Origin of the sequence: Tumidithrix elongata BACA0141 (assembly GCF_036349135.1) — a bacterium.
Lineage (GTDB): Bacteria > Cyanobacteriota > Cyanobacteriia > Pseudanabaenales > Pseudanabaenaceae > Tumidithrix > Tumidithrix elongata.
This window is the reverse complement of the sequence record NZ_JAZBJZ010000016.1, coordinates 44,533-61,722: the sequence shown is the minus strand read 5'-3', so window position 1 is coordinate 61,722 and position 17,190 is coordinate 44,533. Positions and strand designations below refer to the sequence as shown.

Genomic DNA, 17,190 nt, shown 5'->3' with positions numbered 1-17,190 from the left:
TTCATTTAGCTCACCTTCTATAGGGTAGCCCTATTTCCGCCCTGCTGTACTAGCCAGTTGTGGCATGGACGGACAGCTCACCTATGTCAACTCGGCTTTTGCCCGTATGTTGGGACGTTCTGTCAAAGAATGTCTCGAACTCACTTACTGGGACATTACGCCGATTAAATATGCCGATCGCGAAGCCGAGCAACTTCAAATAATCCAGACAGAAGGTCGTTACGGGCCCTATGAGAAAGAATACATTCATAAAGACGGCCATCTCGTTCCAGCGCTATTAACTGGAATCGTAATTTTACGGAATGACGAGCTATCGATCTGGTCTAGCGTCCAAGATATCAGCGATCGCAAGCAAGCAGAAGCAAAGCTTCAAAATCTGTCATACCGCTTAGAGCTAGCGCTACAATCTGCCCAGATTGGGATTTGGGAATGGGATATCGTTGGCGATCGCCTGATCTGGGACAAGCGCATGTGCGAACTTTACGGAGTCAGCCCCTCAGAGTTTTCTAGAACCTATCAAGCTTGGGCAGAAATCGTTCATCCCGACGACCTAATTGTTTCCAACAAGGCTCTACAACAGGCACTTGCTGGCGAGAAGAATTATGAAACAGAGTTTAGAGTGATTTGGAAGGATAGCAGCATTCGCTATATCAGAGCCAATGCGCTGGTGCAACGCGATCCTCAAGGTCAAGCCCAACGCATGATTGGCATTAACTACGATATTAGCGATCGCAAATTTGCCGAAGAAGCCATAAACCGACAACTCGCCGCCATTGAAGCTGCGATTAATGGCATTGCGATTTTGCAAGGAGATACCTATCTTTATGCAAACCAAGCGCATATTAGCATGTTTGGTTACGATCGCGCCGAAGACCTGATCGGTAAACCTTGGACGCTCTTATATTCCGCAGAAGAACTGGCACGGTTTGAAACAGAGGTTTTCCCCTCCCTTGGGCGCGATCTGTCGTGGCAAGGAGAGGCGATCGCCACCCGCAAAGATGGCTCTACATTTACCGAGGGACTATCCTTGTCCTTGACTGAGGACGGTTTGCTGATCTGCGTTTGTCAAGACATCAGCGATCGCAAACAGGCAGAAGCAGAACTGCAACGAACCAACGAAGAACTCGCCCGCGCTACCCGTCTTAAAGACGAATTTCTTGCCAACATGAGCCACGAACTCCGCACTCCCCTCAACGCAATCTTGGGCATGACGGAGGGATTGCAAGAAGGTGTGTTTGGCGATGTTAACGAACGGCAAATCAAAGCTTTAAATACTATTGAGAGCAGTGGTTCCCATTTACTATCGCTGATCAACGACATCCTCGATGTCGCCAAAATCGAATCAGGTCAGATCGAACTCGATTGCACGCCTACCTCGGTGTCTCTACTCTGTCAATCGAGTCTGGTATTTATCAAACAACAGGCTATGCAAAAACGCATTAAGCTTGTAACGAAAATACCACCTAATTTACCCGATTTATTGGTTGACGAACGCCGCGTTCGCCAAGTCTTGATCAACCTGCTTAACAACGCCCTCAAATTTACCCCAGGGGGAGGATGTATCACCCTAGAGGTCACCCACAAACAGCAACAGAACCTTCCTCTCTCTGAGGGAGAGGAACTGGAGGAGAGGTCTTTCCTGCGTGTTGCCGTGCTCGATACAGGCATTGGTATTTCTCCAGAAAATATCAAAAAACTATTTCAACCTTTCATTCAAATTGATAGTGCCCTCAATCGCCAATATCAAGGTACGGGCTTAGGGCTAGCGCTGGTAAAAAGGATTGTCGAACTCCACGGTGGACAGGTGGGGCTAACCAGTGAGGTCGGTGTGGGCAGTTGCTTTTCAATCGAGATGCCTTGCGCGGCATCAGCTGCATCCCTTCCTGAGTCCAGCCCCCAATCGGGCGATTCTGGAGTCGAACCCAGCCTACCAAAACTAGAGACATCCCCCCTGATCTTGTTAGCCGAAGACAATCCTGCCAATATCAGCACAGTTTCGGCTTACCTGGAAGCAAAGGGCTATCGCATGCTCTTGGCAACAAATGGACTAGAGGCTGTCGAACTGGCAAAAACTCACCATCCTGACTTGATTTTGATGGACATTCAAATACCTGAGATGGATGGCATCGAAGCGATGCAGCAGATTCGTCTCGACCCTAGCTTAACCAACTTGCCGATCGTAGCGCTGACGGCATTAGCCATGGCGAACGATCGCCAAAAATGCCTAGAGGCTGGAGCCAATGAATACCTCACCAAACCCGTTAGGCTGAAAGAATTAGTAACTGCTATACAACACCTTTTGGATAATGCTATATAGCAATCCTAAATCGTTTGTGAGGTTCGGGTTTTGATACTTTGACCGCGATAGGACGGGAGTTGGCGATCGTGCCGAAAAATTTATATATTTATCAAACATCAAAGTGCGTTGTTGAGAGATGTTACGCTAGAATAATTACATTAATTGCGATGAAAAGATTTTGTGTCTATTAAGGTGAATTCGGGTTAAGGATTTCGGAACGAAGCAAGCCGACTTGCTGGAACCGAGGGGTACGATCCCCCTGCCCTATCGGGCATCCCCCTTACAAAAGGAGGACAAGTGTATTCTCTCCCCTTTTGTAAGGGGGGCTAGTGGGGGATCCTTGGGATGTATAGCGTTTCAGATTTTCTTATCCCGAACTGACGTTCTATTAAGGTTTACGGTCAAGTCAGTGACTTTAAACTAGGACGAGATCGGTGAGTAAATGGTTGAGGATGAGTTAGTTTAAGTGGCTTTGTAGAAGTTTTAAGTACATCTATGAAGCGAATTAACATCCAGAGATCGAGGCGATCTAAAACATTTTATGCAAAGATTTGTTCCCATCTCTTTCTTCGCATAGGCATAAGGCTTAATAATTATCTATTGAGGTGATTCCTAGGAAACCTATTCCACGTGGGGTAAGGGCAATTCCTCAGTGGTTGCTCTAGATTTTAGGATGGAGACACATTCGATTTGCATCACCAAATTTCTTTAGGGAATCATGACAGTAAATTTAGCAAATAACGCTCTAGGAATGCCCTTCAAGTCCGTGAAATTTGGACTGCATTCTATTGGCACGCGTTTATTTTTGGCGGTGATGGCGGCTGCTTCGGTTGGATTGGGTAGCCTCGGTTATTTATTTTATAACGAACTTAAATCTGTCAGAATTTTACAATTAACTTCAGAAACAGATACTAGAGTCAGACAACTAGATTCCGAACTCCTTAGTGGCGAAAGTTTTTTAAAGAGTCTAGCTGCTGCAACTACTTTTTTGCACGATAGTGGCGTGCGATCGCCCGAAGACTACGAAAAATTAGTGCTTTCGTTTATGCCCGCTCGTCCCAAACTGATTTCGGGCTTTGGCATCATGCAACTTCCTCGCGGCTTGGTCGATCGCGAGTGGTTTGCACCCTATATCGAAGAATCCGTCCCCAATCGCGGCGTAAAATTACCTGAAGATCCTAGATTTAGTCTGGTCGAACTCTGGCAGGTCGATAAATATCCCGAACTGCAATACTTTAAAGATGCCGTTAAAGCCGATCGCTACTTTTGGTCAAAACCCTATATCAACGAAGCAATCTATCCAATTCCGTTAATGACTTTTGCAGGGACGATTCGCGATCGGCAAGGTAAGTTAATTGCCGTGATGAATGGCGATATTAACGTTAAAGATCTAAATCAAACCAAGGATGGGCCCTTATTCGATGATACTGGATATTATGCCTTGATCGCGCCAGAGGGAGGACTCTTGAGTTATTCTCCCGATCCAACCAAAGCAGTCAAGCTTGAAAATGTCTCGTCGATTCCAGCATTAAAGCCAGCTTGGGATAGGATTCAGCGAGAATTAGACAAAGGGAATGAGAAAGGTTATTTGGAATTTGATTCAACCTATTGGGTTTATCAAAAGGTTCCCAGCAGTCAATGGGTGATGCTGCAGGCTATCCCCTATCAGATTGTCGTCAGACCTGCTTTGTTGGGAGCCATCAGCGCCACGATCGTGGCGGGGTTCTTTTTGGTTTTGGTAGTTTGGTTATTTATCCGCTTTCTCAATCGTCGCTTGCAGCCCATTTTAGATGTTTGCGATCGAGCGATCGACGCTCCAAATCGTTCCAGCGTACCCAAAGATGAAATTAGTCGCTTATCTGATGCTTTTTTTAGTATGGTAAACCGACAGAATTTGCTCTTAGAGGAACTGCAACGAACCAACGCCCAGCTCATAGAGTCAAATCGCCTTAAGGATAGTTTTCTTGCCAATATGAGCCACGAACTGCGGACGCCTCTCAATGCTATCTTGGGCATGACGGAGATACTGCAAGAGGAAGTCTTTGGTACGGTCAACGATCGCCAAATCAAAGCCTTAAAAACCGTCGAGCGTAGCGGCTACCATTTACTGGAATTGATTAATGACATTCTCGATATTGCCAAGATCGAATCAGGTCATCTAGATCTCGACCTCACCTCTATTTCCGTAGTTCCCCTATGTAGATCTAGCCTAGAATTGATCGAAAAACAAGCTCTCAAGAAGAACATCCAACTAGAGTTCAAACTCCCAGACAATTTGCCCAACATCTATGGGGATGAGCGCCGCATTCGCCAAGTCTTGCTCAACCTGCTCAACAATGCCGTCAAATTTACACCAGAGGAAGGACGGGTTACTCTTGAAGTTAAGCCGACGACTCTCTGCGATCGCTTAGATGGGTCAGAGAAAAAGCCAGAGAGGTCTGCCGTCCAATTTGCCATCACCGATACGGGCATTGGCATTGCACCCGAAAACATCAGCAGACTCTTTCAGCCCTTCATCCAAATCGATAGCGCCCTCAATCGCAAATATGAGGGCACTGGTTTAGGGCTGGCTTTGGTGAAACGAATCGTCGAACTCCACAGGGGGGAAGTGAGTCTGAGTAGCGAGTTGGGGGTAGGCAGTTGCTTTGCGTTCGTCCTTCCTTGCGATGCTGCGGCAACCACCATGCCAACGCAAGAAACCCAACCTAACCTCAAAGCGAGCCAACCTCAACCAGAGATATCCCCTCTGGTCTTGATAGTAGATGACAACGCCGCCATTATCAGTTCAGTTGCGAGCTATCTTACTGTCAGAGGTTATCGCATGGTTTTGGCAAAAAATGCACGGGAAGCCATTGATTTAGCGAAAACTCAGCCTCCCAACTTGGTTGTCATAGACGTGCAAACCCTAGGGAGGGATGGAATGGATGAGATCGAAGCGATCGAGCAGTTCTGTCTTGACCTCGATCTAGACAATTTCCCGATCGTTGCGCTTATAGACCCAAACAAGGAAAGCGATCGCGATCGCTGCTTAGAAGCAGGTGCTAGTGAATACCTGACAAAACCTGTAAAGTTAAGAGAACTCGCAGCCACCATTCAGAGGCTTTTAAATTTAGTCCCATAAGCGGAGGATGACGTCCCATGGCTCAAAATATTTTGGAACGGAACAACGTCAAGGTAAGCGGACAGGGAACTCAGCCCATGCTGTTTGCCCATGGCTTTGGCTGCGATCAAAACATGTGGCGGTTTGTCACGCCTGCTTTTGAGGCTGACTATCAGATCGTGCTCTTTGACTATGTGGGTTCGGGCAAATCAGATCTGCAAGCCTACGATCCTCAACGCTACACAGAACTCACGGGCTATGCCCAAGATATTCTCGATATCTGCACTGCCTTAGATTTAAAAGACACGATTTTAGTGGGGCATTCTGTCAGTAGCACGATTGGGATCTTGGCAGCGATCGCCTCGCCACAATTTTTTGAACGGCTAATTTTGGTTACCCCATCTCCCCGCTATATCAACGATCCGCCTGATTATGTCGGTGGGTTTGAGCGATCGGATATCGAGGGATTGCTGGATATTATGGAAAAAAATTACATTGGCTGGGCAAATTTTCTAGCACCTGTAATCATGAAAAACGAAGATCGCCCCGAGCTAACTCAAGAGCTAGAAACGAGCTTTTGTTCGACCGATCCAGTCATTGCCAACCGTTTTGCCAGAGCTACGTTTTATGGAGATAACCGCAGCGATTTAGCCAAAGTTACCTTGCCATCATTGATTTTACAATGTTCTGAGGATGCGATCGCCCCCACCGAGGTAGGAGAATATATGCATCGTCATTTACCTGAAAGTACTTTAAAATTAATGCAGGCAACAGGACATTGTCCGCATATGAGTCACCCTCAAGAGACGATCGCGCTAATGAAAGCATATTTAAACGTGCCCTTGCCACTGTCTTAGCAAACTGTAAACTATCTCAGTGAGCCAGCAGATCGACGAGTTACTCAACCATGCCCCCTGCGGCTTTCTCTCGTTTACGGACGATGGCGCGATCGCGCTGGTTAATTTGACCTTGTCAGAACTATTGGGATATCCACGCGATTTTCTGGCTGGCAAAATGTTGGATGTGATTTTACCGATCGCCAGTCGCATTTTTTACCAAACCCATTTTTTCCCGTTATTAAAGCTGCATGGCAAGGTCGAGGAAATTTACTTCTCATTAAGAGCAAAATCAGGGAATGATATCCCGATGCTCATTAATGCCGAGCGTCGCCAGCAGGGAGAAACCTTTGTTAACAACTGTATTTTTATTCCCATTCGCCAGCGCATTCAGTACGAAGATGAAATCTTAAAAGCCAAGAAAGCAGCCGAGGCTGCCGCTCTCGCTCAAAAGCAAGCGGAAATCGCGCTAAGAGAGCAGTACGATCGCGCCATCCTACTTTCAGGAATCACCCAACGCATCAGGGATTCCCTTAATTTAGCCACGATTTTTGAGATATCCACACAGGAAATTCGTCAGTCGATTCATGCCGATCGCGTCGGCATTTTTAAATTCCAGCCTGATTCCAATTTTAATGATGGTGAGTTTGTTTGCGAATCTGTAGCGGACGGATTTGACTCAGCGATTGCGATTAAAATTCACGATCGTTGTTTTGGCGAACAATATGCCCCATTTTATCAGCAAGGACGCATCCAAGCAGTTGATGATATTTATCACGCGGGACTAACGGAATGCCACAGGGATATTTTGCAACGATTTCAAGTTCAAGCCAATTTAGTTGTACCTTTGCTAAAAGGCGCGCATTTGTGGGGCTTACTTTGCATTCATCAATGTTCTGCGCCGCGCCAATGGCAAGCAGTTGAGATTGATTTTATTCAACAAATTGCCAATCAATTAACGATCGCGATTCAGCAAGCCAATTTGTTTAACCAGTTGCAGGCAGAATTAGTAGAACGGCAGAAGGCTGAAGATAGGATGGTAGAAGCAAATGCGCAGCTTTCAATGGCAAACCTCGAATTGCAACGAACTAGCGCTCAACTAGAAGCTACTAACCAAGAGCTAGAATCTTTTTCCTATTCTGTTTCCCATGACCTACGCGCACCATTACGGGCGATTACAGGGTTCAGTCAAATTTTGTTGGAAGACTACGGCGATCGCTTTGATGACGACTGCAAGGATTACTTCGATCGCATTAGTCGGAATATCCACCGCATGGAAGCCCTGATCGATGACCTGCTGCGCCTATCGCGGATCTCCAGAGCGGAAATTAACTATGGCAAGGTCGATCTCAGCGAAATGGTGCGGGAAATTGCAGGCGATCTCCAAGCTTCGCAACCGCAAAGAGTCGTGGAATTTCTAATTGAGCCAAAGGCAATTGCCTATACAGATAGAAATCTAACCCTTGTTGTCTTGGAAAATCTTTTGCAAAATGCTTGGAAATACACCAATCGTCATGCTACTGCCCGTATTGAGTTTGGCATGGCAACCGATATCCATCAAACCTTAGGACAAACCACCTATTTTTTGCGCGATGATGGTGCAGGGTTTAATATGGAAAATAGTTCCAAGCTGTTTGGTGCATTTCAACGATTGCATAGTGCCAGTGAGTTTCCTGGAACTGGTATTGGTTTAGCAACTGTGCAGAGGGTGATTCGCCGCCATGGGGGCAAAATTTGGGCAGAAGCAGCGATCGAACAGGGGGCTACTTTTTACTTCACCTTACCCGATCCACCTTAAAAAAACGATCGCTCGTTTCGGAAAGTAAGTTCTATTCACATCACGCCGCAAACCGTTATGTCTACAACCACAACGACACTCACTCAAACCGAGCTAACATCGGCAATCGTGCGCAACCCTTTGGTGGTGACTGCCGAAACTACTGTGATGGAAGCGATCGCCAAAATGAGCGAGACAAGGACGATCTGTGCCTCCGATCGTTCAGGCGACTCAGATAACGTCCACCTCGAAGCCAGATCGAGTTGCGTCTTAGCGATGGAAGGGGGAAAAGTTGTCGGCATTCTGACCGAACGCGATATCGTGCGTCTCAGCGCCCAGCAGCGATCGCTTGATACTGTGACCTTGCGCGAGGTGATGGCATCCCCTGTGGTGACGCTCAGGGAGGCTGACTTTACCGATCTATTCTCGGCAGTAAATCTGCTTCAGCAACGCCGCATTCGCCATATGCCTGTTTTAGATCGCAACGATCGCCTCTTGGGCATAATCACCCACGAGAGCTTGCGACAACTGGCGCGACCTGTCGATTTATTGCGCTTGCGCTTGGTGTCTGAGGTGATGACTGCCAAGGTAGTCTGTGCCGATCCATCGACATCGATGCTGGCGATCGCCCAAATCATGGCAGAGCGTCGCGTCGGCTCGGTCTTGATCGTGGAAACCCAAATCGATCCAGAGGGCAATTCCTTGCAAATCCCCTTGGGCATCACCACCGAACGCGATATCGTGCAATTTCAATCCCTAGGGCTGCAATTAGAGCGGGTGGAAGTGCAGGTGGTCATGAGTTCGCCTGTGTTTGCGGTGCGTCCTGACGACACCCTGATGGTGGTGCAGCAGGTCATGGAGCAGCGATCGATCCGTCGCTTGGTGGTGACAGGCGATCGGGGCGAACTGCTGGGCGTCGTGACCCAGACTAGCCTCTTGCAAGCCCTCAATCCTTTGGAACTCTACACCCTATCCAAGATTTTGGAGCAAAAGGTTTCGCAGCTAGAGGCAGAAAAGTTGAAGCTGATGGAAAATTACACGGCTGAATTAGAGCAGCAGGTAGCGCAGCGCACAGCCGACCTTCATGCTAAGTTCGAGCGAGAGCAATTAATCGCCAAGATTGCGGCAAAGATTGCGGCTTCGTTAAATTTGCCAGAGATTTTAGCAGCTAGCGTACAGGCGTTGAGATCGTTCCTCGGTTGCGATCGCATGTTAATTTGGCAGTTTCAACCCGATTGGACAGGGGCGATCGTAGCTGAGTCTGTGGGTGCGGGGTGGCGAGCGGCATTACATGATGTGATTGACGATCCCTGCTTTCGCGGAGATATTGCGCTGAGGTATGGCGAAGGTCGCACGATCGCGATCGCCAATATCCACACTACTGGCTATCCCGACTGTTATATCCAGTTACTTGAGACCTATCAGGTCAAAGCCAATCTCGTCGTTCCGATTCATGTCTCAGGAAAATTATGGGGATTGTCGATCGGACATCAGTGTGACGATTATCGGGAGTGGCAAGATGCCGATCTGCTCTTGTTAAATGAGATGGCAGTGCAGATTGCGATCGCGATTCAACAAGCGGCAGCTTGTCAACAGGCACAGAGCGAACTGGAAGAGAGACAGCGTGCCGAAGTTGCCCTGCGGGAGAGCGAACAGAAATTTCGGGCAATTTTTAATCATTCGTTCCAATTGCTCGGGCTGTTGTCACTGGATGGAACCCTGCTTGAAGCCAACCAAACTGCCTTGAGAATCGGCGGCATCTTGTATGAAGAGGTCGTGGGTCGTCCCTTTTGGGAAGCGTATTGGTGGCAGATTTCACCTGAGACTCAAGAGCAATTACGACAAGCGATCGCCCGTGCCGCCCAAGGAGAATTTGTGCGCTACGAAGTCGATGTCTGGGGCGTAAATCAGACGATTATCCCGATCGATTTCTCATTGCGTCCCATCTTTGATGACTCAGATCGGGTTGTACTGTTAATTCCTGAAGGTCGAGATCTCAGAGAATCAAAACGCCGCGAACTGGAACTAAAACAGAGCGAACAACGATTTGAGTCGCTGGCTGTTGCTGCGCCTGTAGGCATTTTTCGCACCGATGACTTAGGTAATTGTCTCTATGTGAACGATCGCTGGTGTGAGATTGCGGGACTTACACTTGAAGAGGCAGAAGGCTTTGGCTGGGTAGATGGCATTCATCCTAGCGATCGCGAGCTGGTCTCTACGGAATGGAATGCCTCTGTTGAGGAAAACCGCCCATTTAGTTTAGAGTATCGGTTCCAAAACAAATCTGGACTAGTTACTTGGGGATATGGTCAGGCAGTCGCCGAACGCGATGCATTGGGTGAAATCATCGGTTATGTGGGCACGATTACGGATATCAGCGATCGCAAATATGCCGAAGAACAAGCCCAGCATCGTCTGGATATTCTAGAAGCTGCAAGGGATATCATTGCCTCTACGGATAGCACAGGAAAAGTCACCTATCTCAATCGGGCGGGGAAAGAGCTATTAGGCATTGCCCTAGACGAAGACGTTTCTCAGACCCATATCCCCGACTATCATTCGCCCCAAATAGCTGATTTTATTTTGCAAGAAGCGCTCCCTCAGTGCGTACAGAATGGATTTTGGACAGGAGAAACCCGATTCCGACGGCGGGATGGTAACGAGTTTCCCGTCCTACAGACGATCGTCTGCCATCGCCAGCAAGATGGTGCTATCAGCCATTATTCTACGATCGCAAGGGATATTAGCGATCTTAAGCAAGCTGAGGTAGCTAGGTTACAGACAGAAAAGTTGCGTCTAGAGCTAACCCTGCTGGAACAGATTCTCGACAATATCTTGGCAGGCTATTGGGATTGGGATATACCCAACAACTATGAATACCTGAGTCCGGGCTTTAAGCGCATGTTTGGCTATGCAGATGATGAGATGCCCAACTCGCCTGAAAGCTGGCAAGGCATTATCTTTGCGGAAGACTTACCCCATGTATTCGACTGTTTTCATCACCATGTCCAAAGTCGCGGCGAAGTTCCCTTTTACAACGAAGTCCGATATCGTCATAAGCATGGCTCTACAGTTTGGGTGATCTGTTCGGGGCGGGTTATTGAGTGGGATGAGGGGGGTAATCCCATGCGGATGATTGGTTGCCATATCGACATTACCCAACGCAAACAATTAGAAATGCAATTAGTGCAGCAGTCTGCTGCACTACAAGCCAGCGAAGCCACCAATCGCGCCACTTTAGAGGCGATTCCCGATTTATTACTGCGACTGAGGCGCGATGGCGCCTGCGTGGAATACATCAGACCTGGAATACGAGCAGATAATTTTATACCCGTCGAGAAGCATATTTCAGAAGTTTTGCCCCCAGAATTGTTGCAGAACCAGTTGCAAATTATCGAGCAGGCAATGCTCACAAAGGAATTGCAGGTTTACGAGCATCAATTTCGCAAACGCGATCGCATGGTTCACGAAGAGATTCGGATCGTAGCCATTAACGATCGAGAGGTTTTGGCAATCGTGCGCGATATCAGCGATCGCAAGCAAGCCGAAGAAGCCTTAAGAGAAAGCGAAGAGCTTAAAAAACGGATTCTGGAAAGCAGTAGCGACTGCATTAAATTGATCGACTTAGAAGGTCGGCTCCAGTATATGAATGTGGGGGGGCAGTGCATTATGGAAATTGACGATTTTTCGCTTTGCCGCAATGCTGATTGGGTCTCTTTATGGCCAGAATCATCTCGTTTGGATATGGAGGCAGCGATCGCGGCGGCTAAGACAGGTCAAACAGGTAAATTTCAAGGCTTTTGTCCGACAGCAAAAGGAACTCCAAAATGGTGGGATGTTGTCGTTACGTCCATCCTAGACGAATCGGGACAAGTCTCACAACTTTTATCGGTTTCGCGAGATATTAGCGATCGCAAGCAAGCAGAGGTAGCAATCAAAGAAAGCGAAGCGAGATTCCGATATTTGGCAGACCATGCCCCCGTCTTAATTTGGATGTCAGGTCGAGATAAACTCTGTTTTTACTTTAACAAGCCTTGGCTAGAGTTTACTGGGCGGACGATAGAGCAGGAATCAGGTAACGGTTGGACAGAGGGGGTTCATCCCGATGACTTTGAATTTTGCGTGGATACCTATCTCAATGTTTTTGATACGCAGCAAAGTTTTTCTATGGAATATCGTCTCAAACGATTTGACGGGCAGTATCGCTGGTTGTTATCTACGGGAATACCGCGATTCGATCGAGATGACGAATTTCTCGGTTATATCGGTTCCTGCATTGATATTAGCGATCGCAAACAAGCCGAACAAGAGATTTTGGAAAACCAGCGATTTATTCAAAAAATTGCCGAAGCATCGCCCAACATCCTCTATCTCTACGACCTACAAGAACATTGCAACGTTTACAGCAATCGCGAGATTGCATCCGTGCTTGGCTATACGCCCGCAGAGATTCAAGCGATGGGATCGGCACTATTCGCAAACTTGATGCATCCCGAAGACCTTACGAGAATACCCGACCACTATCAACAAATCGAGGCTGCTCAGGAGGGAGAAATATTTGAAATTGAATATCGGATGCGTCATGCCAATGGCGAATGGCGATGGCTCTACAGCCGCGACACAGTATTTAGTCGAGACGATCGCGGAAAGATAAAGTTGACCATTGGGACTGCACAGGACATTAGCGATCGCAAACAAGCCGAACTCACCATTCAACAAACTGCCGCCCAGTTAGAAGCCTCTAATCGAGAGCTAGAAGCTTTTGCTTACTCGGTTTCTCACGATTTGCGATCGCCGTTACGCGCGATCGATGGCTTTAGCAATGCCTTGATCGAGGACTATGGCGATCGCTTTGACGATGATGCCAAAGATTACTTCGATCGCATTCGCCGTAACATACAGCGCATGGGTATGCTCATTGATGACCTGTTGCGGCTCTCCCGCGTGTCGCGATCGGAAATGCAATTTAGCCCTGTCAACCTCAGTACGTTCGTGCAAGAACAAAGGGATGAAATGCAAGCATCGGAGCCAGAACGGCAGGTTACATTTGTGATTGCCCCAAATATCGTCGTCACAGCCGACCCGACATTGATGCACGTAGTTATCAGTAATCTAGTGCAGAATGCTTGGAAATTTACCAGTCACCATGCCACTGCCCTGATCGAATTTGGAGTATTGCAACAAGATGAGCAACTAACCTATTTTGTACGCGATAATGGAGCAGGCTTTGATATGGCATTTGCCAAAATGTTATTTGGTGTCTTCCAGCGTTTACATAACACCAATGAATTTCCGGGCACGGGTATTGGTTTAGCAACTGTCCAACGAGCAATTCACCGTCATGGGGGGCAGGTTTGGGCAGAGGGAGTTGTCGAACAAGGGGCAACCATTTATTTCACAGTGCCCAATACACCAATCAGGACAGGAGCTTAGATCGTGACTCTACGTGAAATCTTACTAGTTGAAGATAACCCCGATGATGAAAGACTAACTTTGCGGGCGCTCCGAAAGGGTAAAGTCACCAATGAAATTCGCATCGCCCGTAATGGTGAAGAAGCCTTGACGATCGTGTTTAATGCCGATCCACTACCATGCGTCGTGTTACTAGACCTAAAGTTACCCAAAATCAACGGATTAGAAGTCTTGCGACAGATCAGAGACAACGAACGTACTCGTTTGTTACCAGTGGTCGTGCTGACATCATCGAGTGAAGACCGCGATATCGTTGAGAGCTATAGCTTGGGGGCAAATAGCTACGTCAGAAAACCTGTGGAGTTCGATCGCTTCACGGAGGCAGTGAGCCAACTGGGGCTTTACTGGGCGTTGATCAATCAACCATTGCCACAAGGAATGAATAAACCATGAGCGAGCCTCTACATGTCTTGATCGTTGAAGATGCTGAAGACGACGCGCTTTTAACCCTGCGAGAACTGCGGCGCGGTGGGTTTAATGTGGTCTACGAAAGGGTAGAAACGGCAGAAGCACTCCGCGTTGCCTTGGTAAGCCAACCTTGGGATGCGGTACTTTCAGATTACAACCTCCCAGGCTTTAATGCCCCTATGGCACTCCAAATCGTCAAACAAAGCCAGCCCAATCTTCCCTTTATTGTGATATCGGGCACAATTGGTGAGGCATCGGCAGTGGAGTTAATGAAATCTGGAGCCCATGACTACCTGATGAAAGGCAACCTAACTCGACTGCCAGAGATGGTGCGGCGCGAAGTTCGGGAAGCTCAGATGCGATTAGAACGTCGGCAAGCTGCGATCGAACTCGAGCAAACTCAGGAACGCCTACAACTCGCGATCGAAGGCTCTGGCATCGGCTTATGGGACTGGTCGGTTCAGACTGGAGCCATGACGATCAACCAAAGATGGGCAGAAATGCTGGGCTATACCCTAGAAGAACTGGAACCGATTGGCATTGACACTTGGCAACACAATGCCCACCCAGAGGATTTGCAGAAACTAAGCATCGATTTGGAAAGCCACTTTCGCCAAGAAACCAAAATCTACGAACGCGAGCTGCGAATGCGCCATAAATCAGACGCTTGGTTCTGGATATTATGTAAGGGAAAAGTTGTCGATTGGGATGCTGAGGGTAAACCCCTGCGGATGATCGGTACGCATCTGGATATCAACGATCGCAAGCAAGCCGAACTGCGATTGGCATTGCAAAATTCGATTTTAGAGCGCATTGCCAAAGCAGAACCTTTGCCAGATATTCTTGATGCGCTGGCGCTGGCAACGGAGGATCAAACGGAAGGGGGACTCTGTTCGATTTTATTCTGCGATCGAGAAGGAAAACTACACTATGGTGCGGCTCCCCATTTGCCCGAAGAATATAATCAAAACATTGAAGGGATAGCCATTGGCGAAGGAATTGGGCCTTGCGTGACAGCAGCTTTTCGCAAAGAGCCTGTGATTATTCCCGATATTGCTACGGCTCAACTCTCACAGGACTATAAAGATTTAGCCTTAGCCCATGGGTTGCGAGCTTGCTGGTCAGTACCCGTATTCGCCAGTGACGGTTCGGTGTTGGCAACCTTTGCCGTGCAATACCGAGAGCTTCATCATCCGCAGGAGCGAGAGTTAAAAGCGATCGCCCTCGTGACCAACCTCGTCAAAATTGCGATCGAGCAGGAACTTGCCACGCAAGCCCTAGAGCAGCTAAACCAAGAACTCGAAGATCGCGTGGCACAGCGCACCGCCGCTTTACAGCAGAGTGAAGCCAGTTTGCGCGAGGCACAACTGATTGCCCATCTCGGTAGTTGGGAATTAGACGTGCAGACCAGAAAAATTACTTGGACTGCTGAGATTTTTAGAATCTTTGGACTCGATCCCAATTCGCCAGAGCCAACTTACGAGGCACTACTCGGATATTTCCCGACCGACGATCGCAATCGTTTTATCCATCTCATAGATAGAGCAATTCAGCTTGGAGAACCCTCCGAAACAGATCTGCAAATTATTCGAGCCGATGGTTCCCTTGGGTATATTTTTGCCAAAGCAGAAGTTATCTGGAATCAGGATGCGCAGGTGACGCGATTGTTTGGCATCACCATGGATATTAGCGATCGCAAAGCCATCCAAGAAGCCCTTAAACGCAGCGAAGAACGTTCCCGTGCCACACTTTTAGCCCTGCCCGATTTAGTGTATCGGGTGAACCGTAAAGGTCAATATATCGATTTCTTGGTATCGCCCCAGGGTAGAAATTTAGTCGAGCCACAGCAGGTAATTGGCAAATATCTTCCCGAAGTCTTACCCTACGACATCGCCGAATCTCAATGCTCTTTAATTCAGCAAGCACTTGCCACTCAAACAGTTCAGATTCAAGAACAGCAAGTTCAGCTTGATGGCAAACAGATTTATGAAGAAGTTCGCGTTGCTCCCTGCGGCAATGATGAGGTTGTCTTTTTTATTCGAGATATTAGCGATCGCAAACAGGCCGAAGCCCAATTGCAACAGACAAACCAAGAACTCGCCCGCGCCACTCGCCTCAAGGACGAGTTCCTTGCCAATATGAGCCACGAGCTTCGCACTCCCCTCAATGCAATCTTGGGCATGACGGAAGGGTTAGAAGATGGCGTTTTTGGTAGTGTGAGCGATCGCCAACTCAAAGCATTTAAAACCATCGAGCGCAGTGGCAATCATTTACTAGAACTCATTACTGATATTCTCGATGTTGCCAAAATTGAATCAGGCAAGATCGAGCTAGAATGCGCTCCCATCGATATAACGCCCCTCTGTCAATCTAGTTTGACATTTATCAAACAACAAGCTCTGAAAAAAAACATCCAGATAGAGAGCAGGCTACCACCCAATTTGCCCGAATTATACGTGGACGAACGGCGCATTCGCCAAGTCTTAATCAATCTGCTCAGCAATGCCGTCAAATTCACTCCTGAAAATGGACGCATCACCCTAGAGGTCACGCGAATTACATCTTCCCCGATCGAAAAAGAATCTGGGTCTGCTCTGAGATTGGCGAAGGAGAAGAGAGCTTTTCTACAAATTGCCGTCATCGATACGGGCATTGGTATTTCCCCAGAAAACATCAAGAAGCTATTTCAGCCCTTCATTCAAATCGATAGCGCCCTCAATCGCAAATATGATGGCACTGGTTTAGGGCTTGCCCTCGTGAAGCGTCTTGTCGAACTCCACGGCGGCGAAGTGGGTCTAACCAGTGAAGTGGGTGTGGGCAGTTGCTTTACGATCGCACTTCCCTGTGTTGCCTCCGCAACCTCCTCGCTTAAACCAGAAGCTCAAACCGAACTTAGAACTGAATCTAGTCAACTCGAACCCAAAGCATCCCCCTTAATCTTGCTGGTTGATGACAATGAAGCCAATGTGATAACAGTTTCGGGCTATCTAGAAGCCAAGGGCTATCGCATCATTTCGGCGAAAAACGGAAAAGAGTCGATCGCGTTGGCACAATCGGAAGATCCCGATCTGATCCTCATGGATATTCAGATGCCTGAGATGGATGGTCTAGAGGCTATACAGCAAATTCGGCAAGTTCCCAATTTAGCCAATAAACCAATCGTGGCGCTCACGGCGCTGGCGATGGCAGGCGATCGCGAACGATGCATCGAAGCAGGAGCCACTGAATATCTCGCCAAACCTATACGCATGAAAGAGCTATCCCAGACGATCCAAACCCTTTTAGCCCAGTAGACGGG

The 17,190-nt window shown here is 47.9% G+C and carries 7 protein-coding genes; all 7 read left to right on the top strand.

Going from position 1 to position 17,190, the window contains the following annotated elements; genetic code table 11:
* The first annotated feature begins 64 nt into the window (after window positions 1-64).
* Window positions 65-2,317, top strand: coding sequence for a PAS domain S-box protein (locus V2H45_RS06265; protein ID WP_330482765.1), 2,253 nt, complete (start codon window positions 65-67; stop codon window positions 2,315-2,317).
* Window positions 2,318-3,017: 700 nt separating this feature from the next.
* Window positions 3,018-5,420: an ATP-binding protein gene (locus tag V2H45_RS06260; protein WP_330482764.1), complete on the top strand. Its 2,403-nt coding sequence runs from the start codon at window positions 3,018-3,020 to the stop codon at window positions 5,418-5,420.
* A 17-nt stretch (window positions 5,421-5,437) separates the two neighbouring features.
* Window positions 5,438-6,256, top strand: coding sequence for an alpha/beta fold hydrolase (locus V2H45_RS06255; RefSeq protein WP_330482763.1), 819 nt, complete (start codon window positions 5,438-5,440; stop codon window positions 6,254-6,256).
* Window positions 6,257-6,275: 19 nt separating this feature from the next.
* Complete coding sequence (locus V2H45_RS06250) at window positions 6,276-8,033, top strand: GAF domain-containing protein (protein WP_330482762.1); 1,758 nt, start codon at window positions 6,276-6,278, stop codon at window positions 8,031-8,033.
* 57 nt (window positions 8,034-8,090) lie between these two features.
* Window positions 8,091-13,445, top strand: coding sequence for a PAS domain S-box protein (locus tag V2H45_RS06245; protein WP_330482761.1), 5,355 nt, complete (start codon window positions 8,091-8,093; stop codon window positions 13,443-13,445).
* Window positions 13,446-13,877 (top strand): response regulator, encoded by a 432-nt coding sequence (locus tag V2H45_RS06240; protein ID WP_408648739.1) that lies wholly within the window; start codon window positions 13,446-13,448, stop codon window positions 13,875-13,877.
* Window positions 13,874-17,185 carry a response regulator gene (locus tag V2H45_RS06235; protein ID WP_330482759.1) on the top strand — a complete coding sequence of 1,104 codons (3,312 nt, stop codon included), beginning with the start codon at window positions 13,874-13,876 and terminating at the stop codon, window positions 17,183-17,185. Before V2H45_RS06240 ends, V2H45_RS06235 begins: the two co-directional genes overlap by 4 nt.
* Window positions 17,186-17,190: the final 5 nt, after the last annotated feature.

Excerpts from the sequence above, each read along its gene's own strand:
- V2H45_RS06235 (WP_330482759.1), top strand. The coding sequence starts at position 13,874 with ATGAGCGAGCCTCTACATGTCTTGATCGTTGAAGATGCTGAAGACGAC.
- V2H45_RS06245 (WP_330482761.1), top strand. The coding sequence starts at position 8,091 with ATGTCTACAACCACAACGACACTCACTCAAACCGAGCTAACATCGGCA.
- V2H45_RS06255 (WP_330482763.1), top strand. The coding sequence starts at position 5,438 with ATGGCTCAAAATATTTTGGAACGGAACAACGTCAAGGTAAGCGGACAG.
- V2H45_RS06265 (WP_330482765.1), top strand. The coding sequence starts at position 65 with ATGGACGGACAGCTCACCTATGTCAACTCGGCTTTTGCCCGTATGTTG.
- V2H45_RS06260 (WP_330482764.1), top strand. The coding sequence starts at position 3,018 with ATGACAGTAAATTTAGCAAATAACGCTCTAGGAATGCCCTTCAAGTCC.